Genomic DNA, 18971 nt, shown 5'->3' with positions numbered 1-18971 from the left:
ACGTGTCTCAATATTGCCGCGCACGGATGAAACGATGAACGCCACGGACACCCGCACGATCGCCGACTGGCACGCGCACGTGTATTTCGACGCCGCGAGCCGCGACGCGGCGTGGCAGCTTCGGCTCGTCATCGAGCAACAGTTTGCGACGGAATTGCAAAGCGGCGCATTGCGCCTGGGACGCTTTCACGAACGTCCGGTCGGACCGCATCCGATGTGGTCTTTCCAGTTGGGTTTCGGCGGCGAACTGCTCGCGCCGATGCTCGCCTGGCTCACCCTCCATCACGGCACGCTCGATGTTTTCATGCATCCGAATACGGGCAATGCGCTCGTCGATCATCGCGACTCGGCGGTGTGGATCGGCCGCTCGCATGAACTGGTGCTGAAGAGTCTCGCCGCCTGACACGGGAAAAGAAAAAGGCGGAACGTGTCCGCCTTTCTTCCCGGCATTCGCGAGATTTACTTCTTCGCGCTCGCCGGTTTCGAGGCTACGGTGCGCACGGCCGTCTGGCCCGCGATGGTGGCGTCGTTCTGCGCCGCTTCGACCACTTGTTTCGCAGCCTTTTTGGCGGCTTCGTAAGCCGAATTCGCCGATTGCGTCGCGGCATCGATCGCGTTCTTCCACGCCGAAACGACCGCTTCGCTGCCGACGGGCGCGTTGCTCACGAGGCTTTCAAAGAATGCCTGCACATTACGCTGCGATTTCTCGAGCTGATCCTGCGCCGCTTCCATGTAGCCGCCGCGCACGCCTGTCGTGATCTCATAGACGCTCTGCCAGTACGCCTGCACCCGCTGGGCGCTGTTTTGCAGATGCTGGTTCTGGAGGGCGAATAATTCCTGCGGATCGCGCACGGAAAGCGCTTTGGCGACGAGTGCCTGTTGCTCGTCAAGTGCCGTCCTGGCGGTGCGCACGTTCAGGTCGATCAACTTTTCGAAGCCCCCCACGGCTTGTGCGGCGAGACCGAAAGTCGTGTCGACCCCCGCCTTCTGTGACGCGACTACATTTTCCGGCGCAAGACTGCTCATTCTGGACTCCATTGGGAAGTTGCCAATTGATTTTGCAATTGATTGTGCAGTGCAGCGATTGGTCTATTTTAAGGAAAGCGTGTGGAGTGTCAATTACGTTTTCCCCGCTTGACTTTAAACCATATCGCCCATCATTCAAAAATCAGAGTGGCAATAAGTAAATAAGCAGGCTCATTTAATCCGACAACCTGATCACACATCACATCATACGAACGGTCATTTAGTTTTCGCTGACGGTATTGCGGCAAGCGCATAGATCCCGATCAGGACTGTTATTTTCCATAAGATGAAAGCGCTCGCGGGTGCGCTGTCATTACGACCTATCGTAAACACCTAAGCCAAAACTTGGCTTATGCGTTGTTTCCCCACTTGACGCCTTGATGCGTCAATTGAAAGAATGTCGCACTGCAACACGCGCGACGGAGCACCCAGCGGGGCGAGAACGTAGTCGGTATTTTTGTCACTGCTCCGTCATCGTAAATCCGTAGGATTCACTTTCGCGCGAATGAGCCGGCGCTGAACGGCATAAAGATATAAATCTGAGAGAATTGAAGAAAATGGGGCGACATTCCCAAACCCTTGGCCATCTTGAACGCAGTCACGAAGACAACGCCTTGCGGCGCGCCATGGCCGCACGACTCGACCGCGCCTTGCAAAAGGCGAACGTCAGTTCCGCAAAAGCCGCTGGCTGGCTCGACGTGAGCGAGCACGACGTGCAATTCTGGCGGCGCGGTATCACGGTTCCACCATTCGCGGCATTCAACCGCATCGCGCGGGTGCTGGACATTGATCCGCACTGGCTCTGTACCGGCCAGGCGCTGCACGCGCATTCCGCCAACTGATCGCGGGCGCTTCGGGCGCCCGTTTGTCGCGCTTCCCTGTAAGTCAGACTTCGGTCGATACGGCCGGTGCCGTCTTGCGTCCATGCAGGAGCACGGTGCCGATGCCGCTCGCCGCGATCACGCACATGCCGATCGCCATCCAGACGTCAGGCGCCTGCCCGAACAGCAGCCAGCTGAAGAGCGCCGCGAACGCGAGCTGGCCATAGGAAAACGGCGTCAGCACGGAAAGCGGGGCGCGTTTCAACGCCTGAAGCATGAACCCGTGCCCGACGGTTGCCATCGTCGCCATGAAGACGACGAGCAGCCAGCTCGCCGCCCGCACCTGTGCGAGCGCGGGCAAGGTTTCGGCCTGATCCATCCATACGAGCACGCATAACAGGATGGTGGCGACGAGCGCCGTGAGGAAGTTGGTTGTGATTGCATCGTCGACGCGCGAGAGATGGCTCGACACCACCTGGAAGCACGCGAAGGACGTCGCGGCGCCGATCGGAAAGATAACGGTCCAGCTGAACTGGCTGCCACCCGGGCGCACGACCAGCAACATGCCGATGAAACCGAGGACGACCATCGCCCATTTGCTGCGCGGCACCTCGTCCTTGAGCACGAGCGCGGCGAGCAGCGTGGAGATGAGCGGCGCGAGCATCGCAAGCGACGTCGTGACCGGCAGCGGCAGATGGCGCAAGCCCGCGAACGTGCAAGCGGAGTTGATGAGCAGCAGCACCGCGCGCACGACCTGGAGCCTCACGCTGCCGGAACGGAAGAGACCGAATGCGCGGCGCCGGACTTGCCAGATCCCCATCACGATCATCTGAAACAGATAGCGCACCCAGAGTAGCGCCAGTAGAGGGACTGCGTTGCCGATCAGCTTGACGGTGGAATCGCTTGCCGCGAAGGTCGCTGTCGTCAGGATCATGATCGCGATACCGGCGCCGGTGTTATCGGTATCAATCCGGTATCGCGCCTTGCCCTCTAAGGTTGCCATCGAGTTCTCGTGATGCGCCGTCGCGTGCAGCAAACCGTTGCCCGGCGTTCATGCTGACGGCATGTGTGAAGGAACGGCTTGCAGGCCGTTGCTTCGATTCTCCCGGCATCGCAGACCGCTGGCAAGGCGACAGTAAAGTTCTTTTCCGCCGTGTTGTGCACAGGTCACGATGCGGCAAATGTACTAGACGGTTCGGATAATCGCGTGCGGCTGCGATCGGCACGATCGGTCGGGCGTGCTTTTCGGCGTCATCGCGTCTTCCGAATTAAGACGCAGTTTAAGTTCTTTATTCTCGCCGCCGCCGTCATGTGCGTTGTCGGTCAGCAGTGCCTCTGCGGCGAGGTCCGCGTTATGCCAACGGAATATGAAGCGGCAAGTTGGTGTTGACAAACGAAGCAGTGACAAGAAACCCGGACATCTGCGCAAGCAGTCGCCCGGCTTCAAATGCGCGCAAATAAGGGAAAGCCTGCAAGCCATTATTTCGTGCGAACGCCTTGCGCCTGAGGATTTGCCGCCTACACTTAAAGTAGTTTCTCAACTGCTTCGAGGGAGGCAACAATGAGAACGAGAACTCGCGAAGTCGTGCGCATGCTCGCGGCATTCCGCCATTCGGCGCAGTGTCGAAGGCTGCGCGCCGCGGCGGCGGCGCAGGAAGCACGCGATCTGGCGGATGAGGCGTCCTCCGACGACACGCCCGAAGACGACGAGCGTGCCGAGGCTGAAGCGCATCCCGCCACGCGCAAGCCGCATCCCGGCCTGCACTGACTTGTGCGCGTTCAGACGCCTGCCGGATTTCGGAACGGCGAAAAGCGCCAGTGTCCGCTCGCGTCTTTCACGGCGATCGCGCCATGCTCGTGCAGCACTTCGCCGATGGCGCCAGGTTTGATGTCGTCAGAGATGCGAATGACGAGCAACGTGCGCTGCGGCGTCGTGTCGTCGCTGGACGGCGGTGCCGATGGTCGCTGCGGCAAAGGATCTTGCGGCACGAAACGGTTGCGGGCGCCGATCACGCCCTGATGTTCGCCATGCGCGACGTACTCCGCGTCGTCTTCGTCGTGCGTGGGTGGCAGGAGCGCATCGATGTCGATTTCGCCGCGTCCCGCGCGATACAGATGCGCATCGTCGCGTCGCAAGCCCGCGAGCTGCAATGCGCGAAGCGCGTCATGCCCGTCCCTATAGCAGCCGAACACTCCAACTATGACCTGATTCATCGTCGCCCCCTCTGTCGGCCCGCATCGTTTCACGAACCAAGCAACAGATGTATTCGTGCGCGGTTTTCGATCCATCTCTCGCGCTGTTCGATTCGTCAGATGATCATCAGCAACACGCGTTCCCGCATGAATGTTTTGAAAGGAAGCTTGGCAAACACGGTCTTGCGCAGGTTGCGACCCCAACCCGTATCACCTAAAGTAGCTGAACTTATTTGCCGGATTCGCGCGTCACGCAACGCGCTCTTCGCGAGGTCCGAATGATTGCGAAAGCCTGTGCTTGGGTACTGGTACTGATGGCAGGCTCCGCAGCGGCGGCGCCTTGCTACAACGACGGCGATGTCGTCACGCTCGAAGGCACGGCGACGCGCCAGGCCGCGCACGAGGGAGATGCATCCGCGAAATCCGCGTGGGTGCTGTCGCTGCCAGGCCCCATCTGCGTGCTGAGCGCGAATACCGGCCAAGGCGCGGGCCAAGGCGCGGGCCAGGGCGGGCGGCAGCAGTCGAACGTGTCGGCGGTGCAGATCATCGATGCGACGCCAACCGAGAACGCGCGTATACAGGTAACCGGCAAGCTCGTCACCGGCAATGTCAGCGGCTACTACGCAGTGCCGACTGCGATCTGGGTGCTCAAGCAGCGGGTGCTTTCGGGACAATAGCGCTCCGCGACCCGCACAGGCGAGCGTAAAAACCAGCGAGAAGGACGAACGATCAGGCCGCTTTCGCGTGCGCCTGATAGCGCCAGTATTCGGCGACGACGATATGCAGCGGTTGATCGTCGAGCTTGCGTTCCTCAGCGAATCGCAATATGGCGTCAAGTTGTGCGCCAGTGCAACGGAACGCTCCGCGGCGCGAGGCCGTCTGTTTATTCTTGTGCGTGGTCATGGCAATCCTTTTTAGGACCTTCCCCGACAGGGCAGGATCGTTCGACGGGGCGGCCCATGCGCGCGAACACTGCCTGCTGCTTTCACATTAAGCCGGAGCCGCACAAGCGGCACCGGCTGTTAGCGCACATAGCCGTCAAGACGTGACAGATAGCGCAAGGCGCGGACCCGAATATGTGCTCGGGTTTTCCCTTCGCCGCTGGAATAAACCTTTCGGTCTTGCCGTTTAGCATGTGTGAACCCGCGCGGGAATCCAGATGCGGGACGAGGGAGGAGACGCCTGTGAGCGCCGATCAACATGCGCAAGAGGAACTCGCACACATTGGGCGGATGATCGCGGAACTGGAGCGTGTCGCGACGGAAGGGCACGGCGAACCCATGCGGCATGCCGTCATGCGGCCCGAGTACTGGCAGCGGCGCATCGATGCATTGATCGTCGCGTCGACGAACGAGCCGTTGCGGCGCGATGCGGCTGCGCTGCGCGAGCGCCTGGCGGAGCTGTTCGCCAATGCGCCCGAACGGGACACGGGGCACGCGGGAGAAGCGGCGCGGGAGACCGGCAGCAGAAAATGAAGCGAAGCGACGCGCGTGGCGGCGCGTGTGACGATCACATGCGCCGCCGCAGCGTCAACCCGTCTGCTCGACGGGCGTCACGTCGATATCGAGCTTCTGCGTGCCGCGCAGCACCGCGATCTTCACGGGCTTGTCGATGCGCGATGCATCGAGCGTGCGCTGCAAGCCATCGACGCTGTCGACGGCGATACCATCCACCGCGACGATACGATCGCCCGTGCGCAATCCGCCGAGCGCGGCCGGACTGCCTTTGACGATCTCCATCACATGCACGCCGCTCGCCGAGGCGAGCTCGAAGAAGCGCTGCACGCGCCGCGAGATCGGCGTCGTCGTGCCCGCCACGCCGATATACGCGCGCCGCACGCGCCCGTACGCGAAGATCTGCATGATGACCCACTTGGCCGTATCGATCGCGGTGGCGAAGGAGATGGCCTGCGCGCCGGAAATGATGGCGGTGTTCACCCCGATGACGTGCCCCGCCGAGTTGATGAGCGGCCCGCCCGAGTTGCCGGGATTGAGCGCGGCGTCGGTCTGGATCACGTCGTAGATCATGCGGCCGGAAGTAGAACGCAGCGAGCGGCCAAGCGCGGACACGACGCCTGTCGTCACGGTCTGCGCAAGCCCGAGCGGATTGCCCACCGCGATCGCGATCTGCCCCACGCGCAGACTGCCCGAATCGCCCAGTTCGACATGCGGCAGCGGCTCCGGTGAACCGATGCGCAGCACCGCGAGATCACTCGCAGGATCGTCGCCGACGAGATCGGCATCGAAGCGCGCGCCGTCGGCGAGCGTGACGACGATATGCGTCGCGCCATGCACCACATGGCTATTGGTCAGCAGATAGCCATCCGGCGTAAAGATGAATCCCGAGCCCGTGCCGCCGACGTTACGGCGCGTGCCGCGCGCGTCGGCGAGCTGGCGCTCGACAGAGATGAACACCACGGCTTGCTGCACGCGCTCGAGCGCGCCGATGACCGTGCGCGAATAGGCGTCGAGCAAGGCGGTATCGTCGAGCGGGACGGAGGGCGCGGCGTCCTGCGCCCCGCGCGCAAGATCGTCGATGAATTGAGGCCGGCTTCCCATGTTCGTTGGACTCCCGATGTCTGGATGCGGACATGCGGGGCGCTGCCGTGGTTTTCAAGAGATAGTTGCGTCTGCCAGTAGTTTCATCGGCCCGAGTGTTTCGACGACGTTGCGCTGTGCATCGTCGCGCACGAACAGCGAGCCGGCGAAGCCGAGCGCATTCACCGCGACGCCTTCGACATGCGAGACGCTGCGCGGCACCGCGAGCATCCAGCGGCGCGTGACGAGCAGGTTGTAAGGCGCGCTCTGGTGCGCGACACCGGCGACGTCGAACGGCTGCACGCCGATCGCGTTCATCAGTTGCAGATAAGTTGCGTGCAGGTTTGCGGCGGCATCGTCATCGAGCCATGCTGCCGCGTGCGCGAACGCGAGTTGCGGCGCGCGAAAAACGCCTCTCGTATGCGCGGCTTCGATGAACGGTTCGACGGGTAACGCGTGTCCATCGAGCGGCAGCGGCACGATTTGCAGATGCTTGTGCGGCTGGCTCGATCCGGCGACCGTGCCGCCGTTGTAGAAGCCGAGACCATCGAAGCGGTCGAGGCAGGAGAAGAGCGCGGCGAAGTCATCCTCGCCGACAAGCGAATCCTGCGGCTCGAAGTCCTTCGTCACGATCAGCAGATGATGCGCGAGCACGTTGAACTTGTTGAGCAACAGGAAGTGCCGCTCGCCGATATCGCCCACACGCAACGCTTCTTCGCACGGCGAGAACGGATCGCGCCATGCGCTCGCCGCATCGGCCGCGGACTTGGCCGCGAGCTTCGACGCTTCCTCCTTTCGTGCGAGGTTCGCCGCTTGCCGCACGAGGAAGGGCACGCCGCCGTCTTCGATCACGCTTTGCACGGTATCGAACGAACGCAGCGCACCGCATGCGAGCGCGCGTTCCGTTTGCGTGACGACGTCCTGCCACGAAGGGGCGTTCATTCGCGCCATGCTTCTCCTTTGCCGAACTCGTATCGATCGAGCGATGCCGCGTGCATTTCGATGCTGTAGCCGGGTGCTTGGGGTGGCATATAGCGTCCGCTTCTAATGACGACGGGATCGAGAAAATGCTCGTGAAGATGATCGACGTATTCGAGCACACGACGATCGAGCGAACCCGACACGCAGATGTAATCGAACAGCGAAATATGCTGCACATACTCGCACAAGCCGACGCCGCCCGCATGCGGACACACCGGCACGCCGAACTTCGCAGCCATCAGAAGAACGATGAGCACTTCGTTGAGGCCGCCGAGACGGCAGCTATCGATCTGACAGAAGTCGATCGCTTCCGCTTGCAGCAACTGCTTGAAGATCACGCGGTTCTGGCAATGCTCGCCGGTCGCAACGCCGATCATCGGCGCAAGGCGCCGGCGGATCGCGGCGTGGCCGAGCACGTCGTCGGGACTCGTGGGTTCTTCGATCCACCATGGATCGAACTCCGCGAGACGGCGCATGTTCGCGATGGCTTCATCGACTTCCCAGACCTGGTTCGCATCCATCATCAGCTTGCGGTCGGGGCCGATTTCCTCCCGTAGAATGCGCGCGCGCCGGATGTCTTCGTCGAGATTCCCGCCGACCTTCTGCTTGAAATGCGTCCAGCCCGCGGCGACGCCTTCACGCGCGAGCCGGCGAATCTTGTCGTCGTCATAGCCCAGCCAGCCGGCGGATGTCGTGTATGCGGGAAAGCCCTGAGCGAGCATTTCCTTTTCCCGTTCGCCGCGTGTCGCATGCAGGCGATTCAACAAGGCGAGCGCTTCGGATGGCGTAATGGCATCGGTCACATAGCGGAAGTCGAGGCAGCGCACGAGCTGTTCCGGACTCATATCGACGAGCAGCTTCCACACGGGCTTCTTCTCGCTCTTGGCCCAGAGATCCCACACGGCGTTGACGACCGCCGCCGTCGCGAGATGAATCGCGCCTTTCTCCGGGCCGATCCAGCGCAACTGACTATCCGATGTGAACGCGCGCCAGAAGCCGCCCATGTCGGCGGCGATATCTTCGATAGTCCTGCCGACGACGAGCGGCGCAAGCGCCTCCACCGCCGCGACGACGACTTCAGTGCCGCGTCCGATGGTGAAGGTGAGGCCGTGTCCCGCGAGTCCGGGCGCATCGGTTTCGAGTATCACGTAGGCGGCGGAATAGTCGGGCGCGGCGTTCATCGCGTCCGAGCCGTCGAGCGAACGCGAAGTGGGAAAACGGATATCGCGCACGGAGAGCTTCGTGATGCTGGTCATGTTCATCTCCTCGAAAGGTGGCGTGACGGCGATGCTCAGGGTTTGAACGGAGGCTTTTATACAGGCCTGAATATGCTGCGATGCACGCAAGCGAACGACATTGACAACGCGTGTTCGACCTCCTAGCCTGCTAGCATGTTAGTGCGAAATCAAGGGCGGCGTGAGCTCATCGACGAATGAAAACAGTCTTGCCGCCGACCCTTACCGCGCGTTGCCCCGATTGCACGGTTCAGAGCGCGGCAGCCTCACCGACGCAGTCGAGGAGGCACTGCGCGCGGCCATCGTCAACCTGGCGATGGAGCCCGGCATGATGATCGACAAGCTCGCGGTATGCGAGCGCATGGGCGTGTCGCGCTTCCCGGTTTCGTCGGCACTGGCCAAGCTCGCGGCTGTGGGGCTCGTCGAAGTCTTGCCGCAGCGCGGCACACGCGTCATGCCCATCGTCATGCACGACATACGTCAGCATCTCTTCATTCGCAGCGCGCTCGAAGTGGAAACCGTGCGCACGCTGGCCGCCGCATGTGATGCAGCCACCCTCGATGCGCTCGACGCCAACCTCGAGCGCGAGGCCGACGCAGTGCAGCAAGGCCTGCGGCGCGAGTTCCATTTGCTTGATCTCGCATTTCATGAACTGCTGCTCGATGCGATCAACTTGCCGCGCGTGAAAGAGATCGTGGCGGCGTCGCGCAATGCGCTCGATCGTGCGCGCCGTCTGATGGCGAGTCCCGAGCGCCACGCGCATACGCTCGCCGAGCATACACGCATCGCCGGCGCGATTCGCGCACGCGATGGCGATGCCGCCGCGCGCGCGATGCACGATCACCTGGATGAAGTCGTCGCGGAATTGCGGCGCTTTTCCGCTGAAAGACCGGACCTGTTCAGGGAGTAGGAGACAAGAAAGACAAGCGACACATGTGGTCAACCGCAATGGAGGAGACACACAATGAACCTGTTCAAGCAAGTGGGCGCCGTGGCGGCGCTCGCGGCGGCGTGCCTGGGTGCATCACCGGCAATGGCGGCCGAGGACTTCAAGGGCGTGACCGTCAACGTGATGACGTTCGTCGGTCCGCAGATCGCCGAGCCGCTGCAACGCCGCGCGCCCGAGTTCGAGAAGCTGACGGGTGCGAAGGTGAACGTGTTGACGGTGCCGTTCTCTGATCTTTATCAGAAGCTTTTGACGGATTGGGCCTCGGGCACGAATTCTGTCGATGCGGCGGTCTTCGCGCCGCAATGGATGGTCGATTACACGAAAGGCGCCTTCCTCGAAGACCTCACGCAGCGTGTCGCGAATGACAAGGCATTGAAGGAAGACGACGTGATGCCGTTCTTCGTCGACTTCTCGCAGAAGTACAACGGCAAGACCTATCTCGTCGCGCTCGATGGCGACTTCCAGATGGTCTACTACCGCACGGACATTCTTCAGCAGCTCGGCAAGCAGCCGCCGAAAACCTGGGACGATTACCTCGATATAGCAAAAGCCGCGAACGGCAAGGTCTTCGGCGGCGACGGCAAGCCGGTCGCGGGTTCGTGCATCTCCAAGAAACGTAACGCGCAAGCGTATTGGGCGATCATCTCCATCGCGGGCGGTTATCTGCAATCGAAGGGCACCGCGCAAGGCGCGTTCTTCGATCCGCGCAACTTCAAGTCGCTCGTGAACAACGACGGCTTCAAGGAAGCATTGCGCATCTACAAGGAATCGACGACTTACGGACCGCCCAACGAAATCAACCTCGATGTCGGCGACACGCGCAGCGCGTTCATCTCCGGACATTGCGCATTGACGCTCGACTGGGGCGACATCGGCGTGCTGGCGATCGATCCGAAGCAGTCGAAGGTGATCGACAAGGTCGGCGCGGTGATTCTGCCCGGCTCGCGCAAGGTGGTCGATCGCGATACCGGCAAACTCGTGCCGTGCGACAAGACCACATGTCCCTATGCGATCGACGGCGTGAATCATGCACCGTTTGCGGCTTTCGGCGGCTGGTCGGGCGGCATCAACGCAAAGGCGAAGCCGAAGGTGAAGGACGCCGCTTATGCGTTCCTGTCGTTCATGAGCCAGCCGGCGCAATCGAACGTCGACGTGACCATCGGCGCGTCGGGCTTCAATCCGTATCGGCGTTCGCAATTCACGGATATGTCGGCATGGAAGAAGGCCGGCATGAGCGACGCGGCGGCGAAGTCGTATCTCGGCGCAATCCAGCAGAGCCTGCAAAGCCCGAACATGATCATCGATCTGCGCATTCCGCAGAATCAGCGCTATGAGCAGGTCGTGCTCGATACGGCGGTCGCGCGCTTCGTCGCCGGCGAAATCGATGCGGACGCGACGATGAAGGCCATCGACAGCGGCTGGAGCGAGATCACCGACGATCTCGGCAAGGACGCCCAGTTGCGCGCGTACAAGGCGTCGATCGGCGCGAAGTGATGACGAAGGCGGGCGCGTTCGTTCGTGACGCGCTCGCTTCGCAATGGAGACTCGATGAATACGCCGTCGCATGCATCGTCCGTGGCCGCGAACGAGCCCGGCTCGCGCGCGCGCGTCGCCAACTGGCTCGACCGGCAGGCGCCGTTCGTCTTCGTGCTGCCTACCGTGCTGCTGATTCTCGCGTTCTCGATCTTTCCGCTCGTGACGTCGGCCTATCTTTCGCTCACGCGTTTCGAGCTGGGCGAGGGCGGTTATCAACTGACCTTCACGGGCCTGCGCAACTACGTGCGGCTCTTTTCCGGCAGCCAGCAATATCACTTCACCGGCGTGTTCCGCGCGCCGGGGATAGTTAGCATTGCAACTATCGTGATCGCCGTGCTGGCGGTGATCGTGTGGTTTTATCGCTACTTCAGAAGCGACGGCCGCTCGATCATGGGCACGCTCGGCCGATCGATCAGCGCATCCGCGTTTCTAGCGCTCGTGTGGCTCGCGGCGAACACGCTCGGCGGCGGCGGCGCGCTCGGCAGCCTGATGGTGACGATCTTTTATGTCGTCCTCGGCGTTGCGCTGCAATTTTTCGTCGGGCTCGGGCTTGCCTATCTGTGCACGCTGCCGCTCCAGGGCGGGCGCTTCTTTCGCCTTCTGTTCTTCCTGCCGCTCATGGTGACGCCCGTCGGCATCGCGTACATGTTCCGCATGATGGCCGATACGTCCATCGGACCGCTCGCGCCGGTATGGTCATGGCTCGGCCTCGGCCAGATCGCGTGGGCGGCGGACCCGTGGCTCGCGCGGCTCGTCGTCGTTATCGGCGATACGTGGCAATGGGTGCCCTTCATGTTCCTCGTGATGCTCGCCGCGCTCGAAGGCACCTCGCGCGAGCAGATCGAAGCGGCGCAGCTCGACGGCGCATCGGCGTGGCGCGTGTTCCGCGATGTCACGTGGCCGTCCATTGCGCCTGTCGCCGCGAGCGCGGTGCTGATCCGTCTGATCGAAGCGTTCAAGATCGTCGACTTGCCCAACGTGCTGACGAATGGCGGTCCGGGCATCGCGACCGAATCGATGACGCTGCACGCGTTCATCGAATGGCGCGCGTTGAATCTCGGCGGCGCTTCGGCGGTGGCGTACATGCTGTTCTTCGTCTCGACGATCGCATGCGTGTCCTTCTTTCAGTTCGTCGTGCGGCGCGCGCGGGGAGATCAGTGATGAGCGCGTTGAAACGCTGGTTCGTGCCCGCGCGTCTGGATGAGTTGCCGATCGGCGCCAAGGCGATCGCGTATCTATTGCTCGGATTCTGGTCGCTCGTCGTGCTGTTTCCGCTTTACTGGATGGCGATCACGTCGTTCAAGCTGCCGGTGGATGTATCGACGGGACCGCTCTACATTCCCTTCGTCGACTTCGAGCCGCATCTGGATGCGTGGCATTACATCTTCGTCGATCTCGGGCCGGACACGTATCGCCCTTATATGAATTCGCTGATCGTCGCGACCTGTGGCACGGCGGCTTCGGTGTTTCTCGGATCGATGGCGGCGTATGCGCTCGCGCGCATCGAGTATCGGCCGCCGGTTGCGGCGGTGGGCCTTGGCATCCTGCTGATCGCATTGCTGATCGCGGCGGTCGCGTGGGGGCATGTCGATCTGCGCATCGCGCTGGCCGTCGCGCTCGCGTTGTTCTTCCTCGTATTGCGCCCGATCGTGCGGCGCGCGCGCAAGCATCTGAACAACGACGACATTCTCTTCTGGGTCGTATCGCAGCGCATTCTGCCGCCCGTCGTCACGGTGATCCCGATCTATCTCACCTTCAAGGACGTCGGCCTGCTCGACACGCATCTCGCGCTCATCATCACGTATGCGACAGCGAACCTGCCGATCGTCGTATGGCTGATGTTCGATTTCTTCGACGGCGTTCCGCGCGAGATCGAAGAGAGTGCGCAGATCGACGGCGCGACGCGCTTCTCGATACTCTTCGGCATCGTGCTGCCCCTCGTCGCGCCGGGTCTCGTCGCAACGGGTCTGCTCGTGCTGATCCTCTCGTGGAACGAGTACCTGTTCGCGCTCTTTCTGACGACCGCGAAGGCCCAGACGATGCCGTTGCTCGTCGCCGCGCAGAACGCGACGCGCGGCCCGCAATGGTGGAACATGTCGGTGCTGATACTCATCATGATCCTGCCGGTGATGCTGCTGACGCTTACGCTGCAGCGCTTCATCGTGCGGGGCATTCTCGTAGGAGCCGTGAAAGGATGACGGTCATGGAAAGCGAGGCGGTGAAGGTCGACGACGCCCGCCTGACGAAGATCGCGGCGGCGCGCCAGTCGAAGAGCGTGTCGTTGAGAAGCGTCGGCAAGACGTTCGGCGACACGCGCGTGCTGCGCGATCTGTCGCTCGACGTGCAGGCGGGCGAATTCCTCGTGCTGCTCGGCGAATCGGGCTGCGGCAAGACGACGGCGCTGCGCATCGTCGCGGGACTCGAGTCGGCGACGGAAGGCGCGGTGTTCGTCGGCGATACCGATGTCACGCACCAGTTGCCGCGAGACCGCGATGTGGCGATGGTGTTCCAGTCGTATGCGCTCTATCCGCACAAGACGGTGTTCGAGAACATCGCGTATCCGCTCATCGTGCGAAAGCGCCCGAAAAGCGAGATCGATGCCGCCGTGCGCGAAGTGGCCGCAAGCGTGCAACTGGCGCCGTTGCTGTCGCGTTTTCCGCGGCAGCTGTCCGGTGGACAGCGTCAGCGCGTGGCGCTCGCGCGCGCGATCGTGCGGCGGCCCGCCGCGTTCCTGATGGACGAGCCGCTTTCCAATCTCGATGCCAAGCTGCGCGGCCATATGCGCGCGGAACTCAAGCACATGCAGCACGAACTCGGCATCACGACGATTTATGTCACGCACGATCAGATCGAAGCGATGACGCTCGCGCACCGCGTCGCCGTCCTCGACAAGGGCGCGCTGCAGCAACTCGATACGCCCGCGCGCATCTATTCGGACCCGGCGAATCTGTTCGTCGCGGGTTTCATTGGTTCCCCGCCGATGAATTTCCTGCGCGGCAAGCTCGCGCAAGGGCGCTTCGATGCGCCCGGTATCTCGCTCGCGACGGCGGTTCGTCATGAAGGCCAGGCGACGCTCGGCGTACGCCCCGAAGAATGCTCGCTCGTGGCGCAAGGCGAAGGCGAACTGGAGGGGCGCATCTATTCGGTCGAACTGATCGGCGATCATTCGCTCGTCACGATGAACGTCGGTGAGCAGCAGGTGGTCGTGAAGGTGCCGAATACGTTCGCGGGCGAGATCGGCGGGGCTGCGGGTGTGCGCGTGAATCGCGAGCGCATCTATTTCTTCGAGGAGAGCGGCGCACGCATTCGTTCGAGCGTTTGAAAAACGTAAGCCTTCACGCGTGCCGCAAAGCGTTCTCGTGCGCGTCGTCTATATTGGATTTATGACGATCCGATAGGGAGGTGCGAGATGAGGCGCATCTATTTTTTGCTCCCCAGTGTGGCGAGCGCAAAGGGGATCATCGACGAACTGCTGCTCAAGCGAATCGAATGGCGGCATATTCATGTGCTCGCGCGGGCTCACGAGCCGCTTGAGGACTTGCCGCAGGCGACACTCGTTCAACGCACGGATTTGTTGCCCGCACTCGCGCGCGGAACGGCTGCCGGCGGCGTGACGGGCGCGCTCGCTGGACTTGTGGCAATGGCGTTTCCGCCCGCGGGTTTGACGATTGCCGGCGGCGCAGTCGTTTGCATGACGCTCGCGAGCATGGGCTTCGGCGCATGGGCCGCGACGATGATCGGCGTCGGCATTCCGAATACGCGCTTGCGGCGCTTCGAGCATGCGATCGAAGAAGGCGAATTGCTGATGATGGTGGATGTGCCGAAGGATCGCGTCGAGGAGATCGAGGCGCTCGTGAAGAGTCATCATCCGGAGGCGGATGTCGAAGGGGCCGATCCTACGATTCCTGCGTTTCCTTGATCTCTGTCGATCCAGCGTAAGGCAACGATCTGCTTTGAAGGCGCCACGCGCTTCATCGTAGAACTCGGCGGAGTTCCGTTCAGCCCGGACAGCATTGGAAACGCTTCGCTGGCGCTGAGGTGACGGTCGAATTCGACAGCATGCGGTCGCCGGAAGTCGCCTGGGCAACCGGATCCGGCAGTAGGTAAACAAACCCGAAAGCTCCGTCATTTTGATGCGCTAAGATCACATCCCGGGAACCGATCTACCAGACAGACAGAACGCATAAAAAAACGAGCGTTCATAAACCCAGGATGAAAAACCCGATGCGCCGTGTGGTCTTCAATCAAAAGGGTGGCGTTGGCAAGTCCACCATCGTTTGCAATCTCGCCGCGATCAGCGCCTCCCGCGGCCTGCGCACACTGGTCATCGACCTCGATCCACAAGGCAACGCGAGCCAGTACCTGCTCGGCGCCGAAGCCCGCGACGCCCAGCCGAATCTCGCGAGCTTCTTCGAATCGGCATTGAGCTATAGTTTTCGCGAGCCGGCGTTCGAATCTTTCATCCATTCGACGCCGTTCGACAATCTCGACATCGTGCCGTCGCATCCGAATCTCGAGGGGCTGCAAAGCAAGCTCGAATCGCGCTACAAGATCTACAAGCTGCGCGACGCGCTAAAGGGGCTGCAACAGTACGACGCCGTCTATATCGACACGCCGCCCGCGCTGAACTTCTTCACGCGCTCGGCGCTGATCGCGGTAGAGCGCTGCCTGATCCCGTTCGATTGCGACGACTTCTCGCGTCGCGCGCTCTATTCGGTGCTCGATAACGTGCAGGAAATTCGTCACGATCACAATCCCGACTTGAGCGTCGAAGGCATCGTCATCAATCAGTTCCAGCCGCGCGCGAGCCTGCCGCAGCAACTCGTCGACGAACTGCGCGGCGAGGATCTGCCCGTGCTCAATTCGCATCTGTCGCTCTCCGTGAAAATCCGCGAGAGCCATCAGCACGCGCGCCCGATGATCTATCTCGAACCGCGTCACAAGCTCGCGCAGGAATATGTCGCGCTGCACGAGGAATTGAACGGCTGACCCGGCACGAACAGACCATCGCGCCATGCCCGTCACGTCGAAAGTTGCGATTGCAACCATCGTCGAAGCGGCGGTGTTCATCGCGCTGCTGTTCGGTGCGGCGGGCACGCTCGAATGGGGCGCGGGCTGGGCGTGGATACTCCTGATGTTCGGCGGCGGCGGCGCGGTCACCGTGCTCATCGCGCGGCGCGACCCCGCATTGCTAGCCGAACGCATGCGCTCACCGATGCAGCCCGGCCAGCCGCTTTGGGACAAGGTGTTTCTCGTCGTGATGGGCGCGCTGTGGTGCGCGTGGCTCGTATTGATGGGTTTCGACGCCGTGCGCTTTCGCTGGTCCGTCATGCCGCTCTGGCTCGCGTCGGCCGGCGCTGCGCTCGTGGCCGTGTCGTTCTGGCTCGTCGCGCGCGTGTTTCTCGCGAACACGTTCCTCGCGCCGGTCGTGAGGATTCAGACGGAGCGCGGGCATCGTGTCATTTCGAACGGGCCGTATGCGGTCGTTCGTCATCCGCTCTATGCGGCTGCCTGCATCATGATCCCGGCGAGCGCGCTCGTGCTCGGCTCGTGGTGGGGCCTCGCGTGCTCCATGCTGCTGCTCGCGGGGCTCGTCTGGCGCACGGTGATGGAGGAGCGCGAGCTCGTCGCGCATCTCGAAGGCTATGCCGATTATGCGCAACGCGTGCGCTTTCGGCTCGTGCCCTTCGTCTGGTAGGCGTCCGCCGCACGCAATTTCGGGAATAAAACAGCGTGGCGGACGTTCATGCAGGAGACAGGCGCATTCCGTCGCGCCTCACTTCTCGCCAGATCATGAATATGACGACCGTTCCATCGCAGGCTCCGCATGGATCTCTTGCCCGGAGTTCACCAGGCGCGCCTCCTTCGACAGAAAGTCTCTCCGGCATGGTCGCCTTCGTGCGTGCGGCGGAGTCCGGCAGTTTCGTGGCGGCGGGGCGCGCGCTCGGGCTCTCGGCGTCGGCGGTCGGCAAGAGCGTGATGCGGCTCGAAGCGAAGCTCGGCGTGCAACTGCTCAATCGCACGACGCGCAGAATAGGACTCACGCACGAAGGCGCGCGCTTCTTCGCACGTTGCAAACGCATGCTCGCCGATCTGGAAGAAGCGGAGAACGAACTGTTCCATTCGACCTCTTCGCCGCGCGGCCGGTTGCGCATCAGCGCGCCGTCGCTCGGCAGCCGGCTCCTGATGCCGCTCGTGCCCGACTTCAGGCGGCGTTATCCGGACATCGAACTGGATATCGATTTCAGCGATCGCGTCGTCGATGTCACGCAGGAAGGCTATGACGCCGTGATCCGCACGGGACGTCTCGCCGATTCGCAGTTGCTCGCACGGCCGCTCGCGCAATACGGGCCGGTGGTGGTCGGCTCGCCCGCCTATTTCGCGGGACACGGCGAGCCGGTGACGCCGACTGATCTCGAAGGCCATGCGTGCATCCGTTTCCGTTCTCCGACGAGCGGCCGGTCCGAGCCCTGGCGTTTCGCGCGCGACGATCACACCTTCGCCATCGATCCGCACGCGACGCTCGCATTCAACGACATGGAAGCGGTGCTCGCCGCCTGCATCTCGGGCTTAGGCCTCGCATGCGTGCCGGATTTCGTCGCGAAGAGCGCGCTGGAAGCCGGCTTGCTGCGGGCGGTGCTCGGCGCGCATATGCGTACGGAAGGCGTGTTCCAGATTCTCTGGCCGCCGAGCCGTCACGAAGCGCCGCGACTGCGCGCGTTCATCGATCACGTCGCGCAGCGTCTGGGCGGACTGCCATCACACGAGCTCCGCTTCCGCGCGGCGTGAGGATCAGCTTTTCTTGGTGGTCTTCGCGACGAACGGTGCGGGCGCGTGCGCGACTTTCTCGCTGCCGCACTTGGGGCATTTGAGCTGCACCGTCGCATGCTCGGCGATGTGCTCCGCGTGCTCGAAGTTTTCGCCGCAATCCTGACAACGGTATTGATAAGTCGGCATGTCATCCTCCGCGCGCGACCGGTGATCCGGCGCGAGGCCGCGCCGGTTCAACCCATTCTAGTTCAGCAATGGAGCGTGAAAATCGGGTCGACGATGATCGCGCCAGTAATCGCGGGTCGATCGCTCATTGCGTAACGATCAGGTCCATTCTGCTTCGTCGGAGTTCTGATCGGGCAGGGTAAGCCCGGATGCGGGCAGCGGCAGCGCGGTCTTGTAACGCACCTGTTTGAGCGCGAAGCTCGAACGAATGTTCGAAACGCCCGGCATTTTCGTGAGCCGCTCCAGAATGAAGCGCTCGAGCGCGGCCACGTCGGGCAGGACGACGCGCAACAGGTAATCGGCGTCGCCCGTCATCAGATAACACTCCATCACTTCGGGGCGCTCGCTGATCGCCTGCTCGAAACGCGCGAGCGCATCCTTGATCTGCTTTTCCAGACTCACCTGAATGAAAACATTGATGGAAAGCCCGAGCGCTTCGGGATTGAGCAACGTCACGTGCTGCTTGAAGAGCCCGGCTTTTTCCAGCGCGCGCACGCGGTTGAAGCAGGGCGTCGGCGAAAGATTCACCGCGTGCGCGAGTTCCGAATTGGTGATGCGCGCGTTTTGCTGAAGCTGATTCAATATTCCGATGTCGGTGCGGTCGAGCCGTTGCTTCACACTGGCCGTCATAGTCGAAAGATTCCGGTTTTTGGCATTCTGGAAGAATAAACACACTACCGCAAAGCGCGGCCGCAGC

The 18971-nt window shown here is 62.3% G+C and carries 23 protein-coding genes; 14 read left to right on the top strand and 9 right to left on the bottom strand.

Going from position 1 to position 18971, the window contains the following annotated elements; all coding sequences use genetic code 11:
- Positions 1-34 precede the first annotated feature (34 nt).
- Positions 35-403 carry a DOPA 4,5-dioxygenase family protein gene (locus tag NCS58_RS19105; RefSeq protein ID WP_061118149.1) on the top strand — a complete coding sequence of 123 codons (369 nt, stop codon included), beginning with the start codon at positions 35-37 and terminating at the stop codon, positions 401-403.
- Positions 404-459: 56 nt separating this feature from the next.
- On the opposite strand, the gene NCS58_RS19100 is transcribed toward NCS58_RS19105, so the two are convergent.
- Entirely contained in the window at positions 460-1026 is a 567-nt protein-coding gene (locus NCS58_RS19100; protein ID WP_061118080.1) for a phasin family protein, read from the bottom strand.
- A 626-nt stretch (positions 1027-1652) separates the two neighbouring features.
- On the opposite strand from NCS58_RS19100, the gene NCS58_RS19095 reads away from it, so the two are divergent.
- Positions 1653-1868: a helix-turn-helix transcriptional regulator gene (locus NCS58_RS19095; RefSeq protein WP_086961010.1), complete on the top strand. Its 216-nt coding sequence runs from the start codon at positions 1653-1655 to the stop codon at positions 1866-1868.
- A 43-nt stretch (positions 1869-1911) separates the two neighbouring features.
- Here the strand turns inward: NCS58_RS19095 and NCS58_RS19090 are convergent, their stop codons facing one another.
- Positions 1912-2850: a DMT family transporter gene (locus NCS58_RS19090; RefSeq protein WP_061118150.1), complete on the bottom strand. Its 939-nt coding sequence runs from the start codon at positions 2848-2850 to the stop codon at positions 1912-1914.
- A gap of 558 nt (positions 2851-3408) precedes the next feature.
- On the opposite strand from NCS58_RS19090, the gene NCS58_RS19085 reads away from it, so the two are divergent.
- Positions 3409-3615 (top strand): hypothetical protein, encoded by a 207-nt coding sequence (locus NCS58_RS19085; protein ID WP_061118082.1) that lies wholly within the window; start codon positions 3409-3411, stop codon positions 3613-3615.
- Between the two features lie 11 nt (positions 3616-3626).
- On the opposite strand, the gene NCS58_RS19080 is transcribed toward NCS58_RS19085, so the two are convergent.
- Positions 3627-4061 carry a hypothetical protein gene (locus NCS58_RS19080; protein WP_061118083.1) on the bottom strand — a complete coding sequence of 145 codons (435 nt, stop codon included), beginning with the start codon at positions 4059-4061 and terminating at the stop codon, positions 3627-3629.
- 293 nt (positions 4062-4354) lie between these two features.
- On the opposite strand from NCS58_RS19080, the gene NCS58_RS19075 reads away from it, so the two are divergent.
- Positions 4355-4717, top strand: coding sequence for a hypothetical protein (locus NCS58_RS19075; RefSeq protein WP_250477453.1), 363 nt, complete (start codon positions 4355-4357; stop codon positions 4715-4717).
- Positions 4718-4769: 52 nt separating this feature from the next.
- On the opposite strand, the gene NCS58_RS19070 is transcribed toward NCS58_RS19075, so the two are convergent.
- Positions 4770-4943 (bottom strand): hypothetical protein, encoded by a 174-nt coding sequence (locus NCS58_RS19070; RefSeq protein WP_250490470.1) that lies wholly within the window; start codon positions 4941-4943, stop codon positions 4770-4772.
- 281 nt (positions 4944-5224) lie between these two features.
- Here NCS58_RS19070 and NCS58_RS19065 point away from each other — a divergent pair, with 281 nt between their 5' ends.
- Positions 5225-5515 (top strand): hypothetical protein, encoded by a 291-nt coding sequence (locus tag NCS58_RS19065; RefSeq protein ID WP_061118085.1) that lies wholly within the window; start codon positions 5225-5227, stop codon positions 5513-5515.
- A 54-nt stretch (positions 5516-5569) separates the two neighbouring features.
- Here NCS58_RS19065 and NCS58_RS19060 read toward each other — a convergent pair whose 3' ends face one another.
- Genes NCS58_RS19060 through NCS58_RS19050 form a run of 3 tightly spaced genes read right to left on the bottom strand, consistent with a single transcriptional unit; the run spans position 5570 to position 8814 of the window.
- Positions 5570-6598 carry a S1C family serine protease gene (locus tag NCS58_RS19060; protein WP_061118086.1) on the bottom strand — a complete coding sequence of 343 codons (1029 nt, stop codon included), beginning with the start codon at positions 6596-6598 and terminating at the stop codon, positions 5570-5572.
- Positions 6599-6652: 54 nt separating this feature from the next.
- Positions 6653-7528: a phosphorylase gene (locus tag NCS58_RS19055; RefSeq protein ID WP_061118087.1), complete on the bottom strand. Its 876-nt coding sequence runs from the start codon at positions 7526-7528 to the stop codon at positions 6653-6655.
- A complete protein-coding gene (locus tag NCS58_RS19050) occupies positions 7516-8814 on the bottom strand; it encodes an L-fuconate dehydratase (protein WP_250477451.1) in 1299 nt (432 codons plus the stop codon). The genes NCS58_RS19055 and NCS58_RS19050 overlap by 13 nt, the downstream gene beginning before the upstream one ends.
- A 160-nt stretch (positions 8815-8974) precedes the next feature.
- Between NCS58_RS19050 and NCS58_RS19045 the strand changes: the two genes are divergently transcribed.
- The 9 genes from NCS58_RS19045 (at position 8975) to NCS58_RS19005 (ending at position 18067) form a co-directional block, all read left to right on the top strand.
- Positions 8975-9703, top strand: coding sequence for a GntR family transcriptional regulator (locus NCS58_RS19045; RefSeq protein ID WP_250477450.1), 729 nt, complete (start codon positions 8975-8977; stop codon positions 9701-9703).
- A gap of 54 nt (positions 9704-9757) precedes the next feature.
- Positions 9758-11236, top strand: coding sequence for an extracellular solute-binding protein (locus NCS58_RS19040; RefSeq protein WP_061118089.1), 1479 nt, complete (start codon positions 9758-9760; stop codon positions 11234-11236).
- A gap of 54 nt (positions 11237-11290) precedes the next feature.
- Positions 11291-12439, top strand: a complete 1149-nt coding sequence (locus NCS58_RS19035; protein WP_061118090.1) for a carbohydrate ABC transporter permease — start codon at positions 11291-11293, stop codon at positions 12437-12439.
- Positions 12439-13476, top strand: coding sequence for a carbohydrate ABC transporter permease (locus NCS58_RS19030; protein WP_061118091.1), 1038 nt, complete (start codon positions 12439-12441; stop codon positions 13474-13476). The genes NCS58_RS19035 and NCS58_RS19030 overlap by 1 nt, the downstream gene beginning before the upstream one ends.
- 5 nt (positions 13477-13481) lie before the next feature.
- Entirely contained in the window at positions 13482-14600 is a 1119-nt protein-coding gene (locus NCS58_RS19025) for an ABC transporter ATP-binding protein (protein WP_284502293.1), read from the top strand.
- Positions 14601-14687: 87 nt separating this feature from the next.
- Positions 14688-15197 (top strand): hypothetical protein, encoded by a 510-nt coding sequence (locus NCS58_RS19020; RefSeq protein ID WP_061118092.1) that lies wholly within the window; start codon positions 14688-14690, stop codon positions 15195-15197.
- A gap of 305 nt (positions 15198-15502) precedes the next feature.
- Positions 15503-16267, top strand: coding sequence for a ParA family protein (locus tag NCS58_RS19015; RefSeq protein ID WP_061118153.1), 765 nt, complete (start codon positions 15503-15505; stop codon positions 16265-16267).
- A gap of 25 nt (positions 16268-16292) precedes the next feature.
- Positions 16293-16976, top strand: coding sequence for an isoprenylcysteine carboxylmethyltransferase family protein (locus NCS58_RS19010; protein ID WP_061118093.1), 684 nt, complete (start codon positions 16293-16295; stop codon positions 16974-16976).
- Between the two features lie 188 nt (positions 16977-17164).
- A complete protein-coding gene (locus NCS58_RS19005) occupies positions 17165-18067 on the top strand; it encodes a LysR family transcriptional regulator (protein ID WP_250477449.1) in 903 nt (300 codons plus the stop codon).
- A gap of 3 nt (positions 18068-18070) precedes the next feature.
- On the opposite strand, the gene NCS58_RS19000 is transcribed toward NCS58_RS19005, so the two are convergent.
- The gene (locus tag NCS58_RS19000) at positions 18071-18235 is read right to left on the bottom strand and encodes an FmdB family zinc ribbon protein (RefSeq protein ID WP_061118154.1); all 165 of its coding nucleotides are present in this window, start codon (positions 18233-18235) and stop codon (positions 18071-18073) included.
- Positions 18236-18373: 138 nt separating this feature from the next.
- Positions 18374-18904: an Lrp/AsnC family transcriptional regulator gene (locus NCS58_RS18995; protein WP_061118095.1), complete on the bottom strand. Its 531-nt coding sequence runs from the start codon at positions 18902-18904 to the stop codon at positions 18374-18376.
- Positions 18905-18971: the final 67 nt, after the last annotated feature.

This window comes from Caballeronia sp. INML3B (assembly GCF_023631305.1).
Lineage (GTDB): Bacteria > Pseudomonadota > Gammaproteobacteria > Burkholderiales > Burkholderiaceae > Caballeronia > Caballeronia turbans.
Note: the sequence above shows the minus strand (reverse complement) of the source record. Positions and strands in the feature narration are given on the sequence as shown.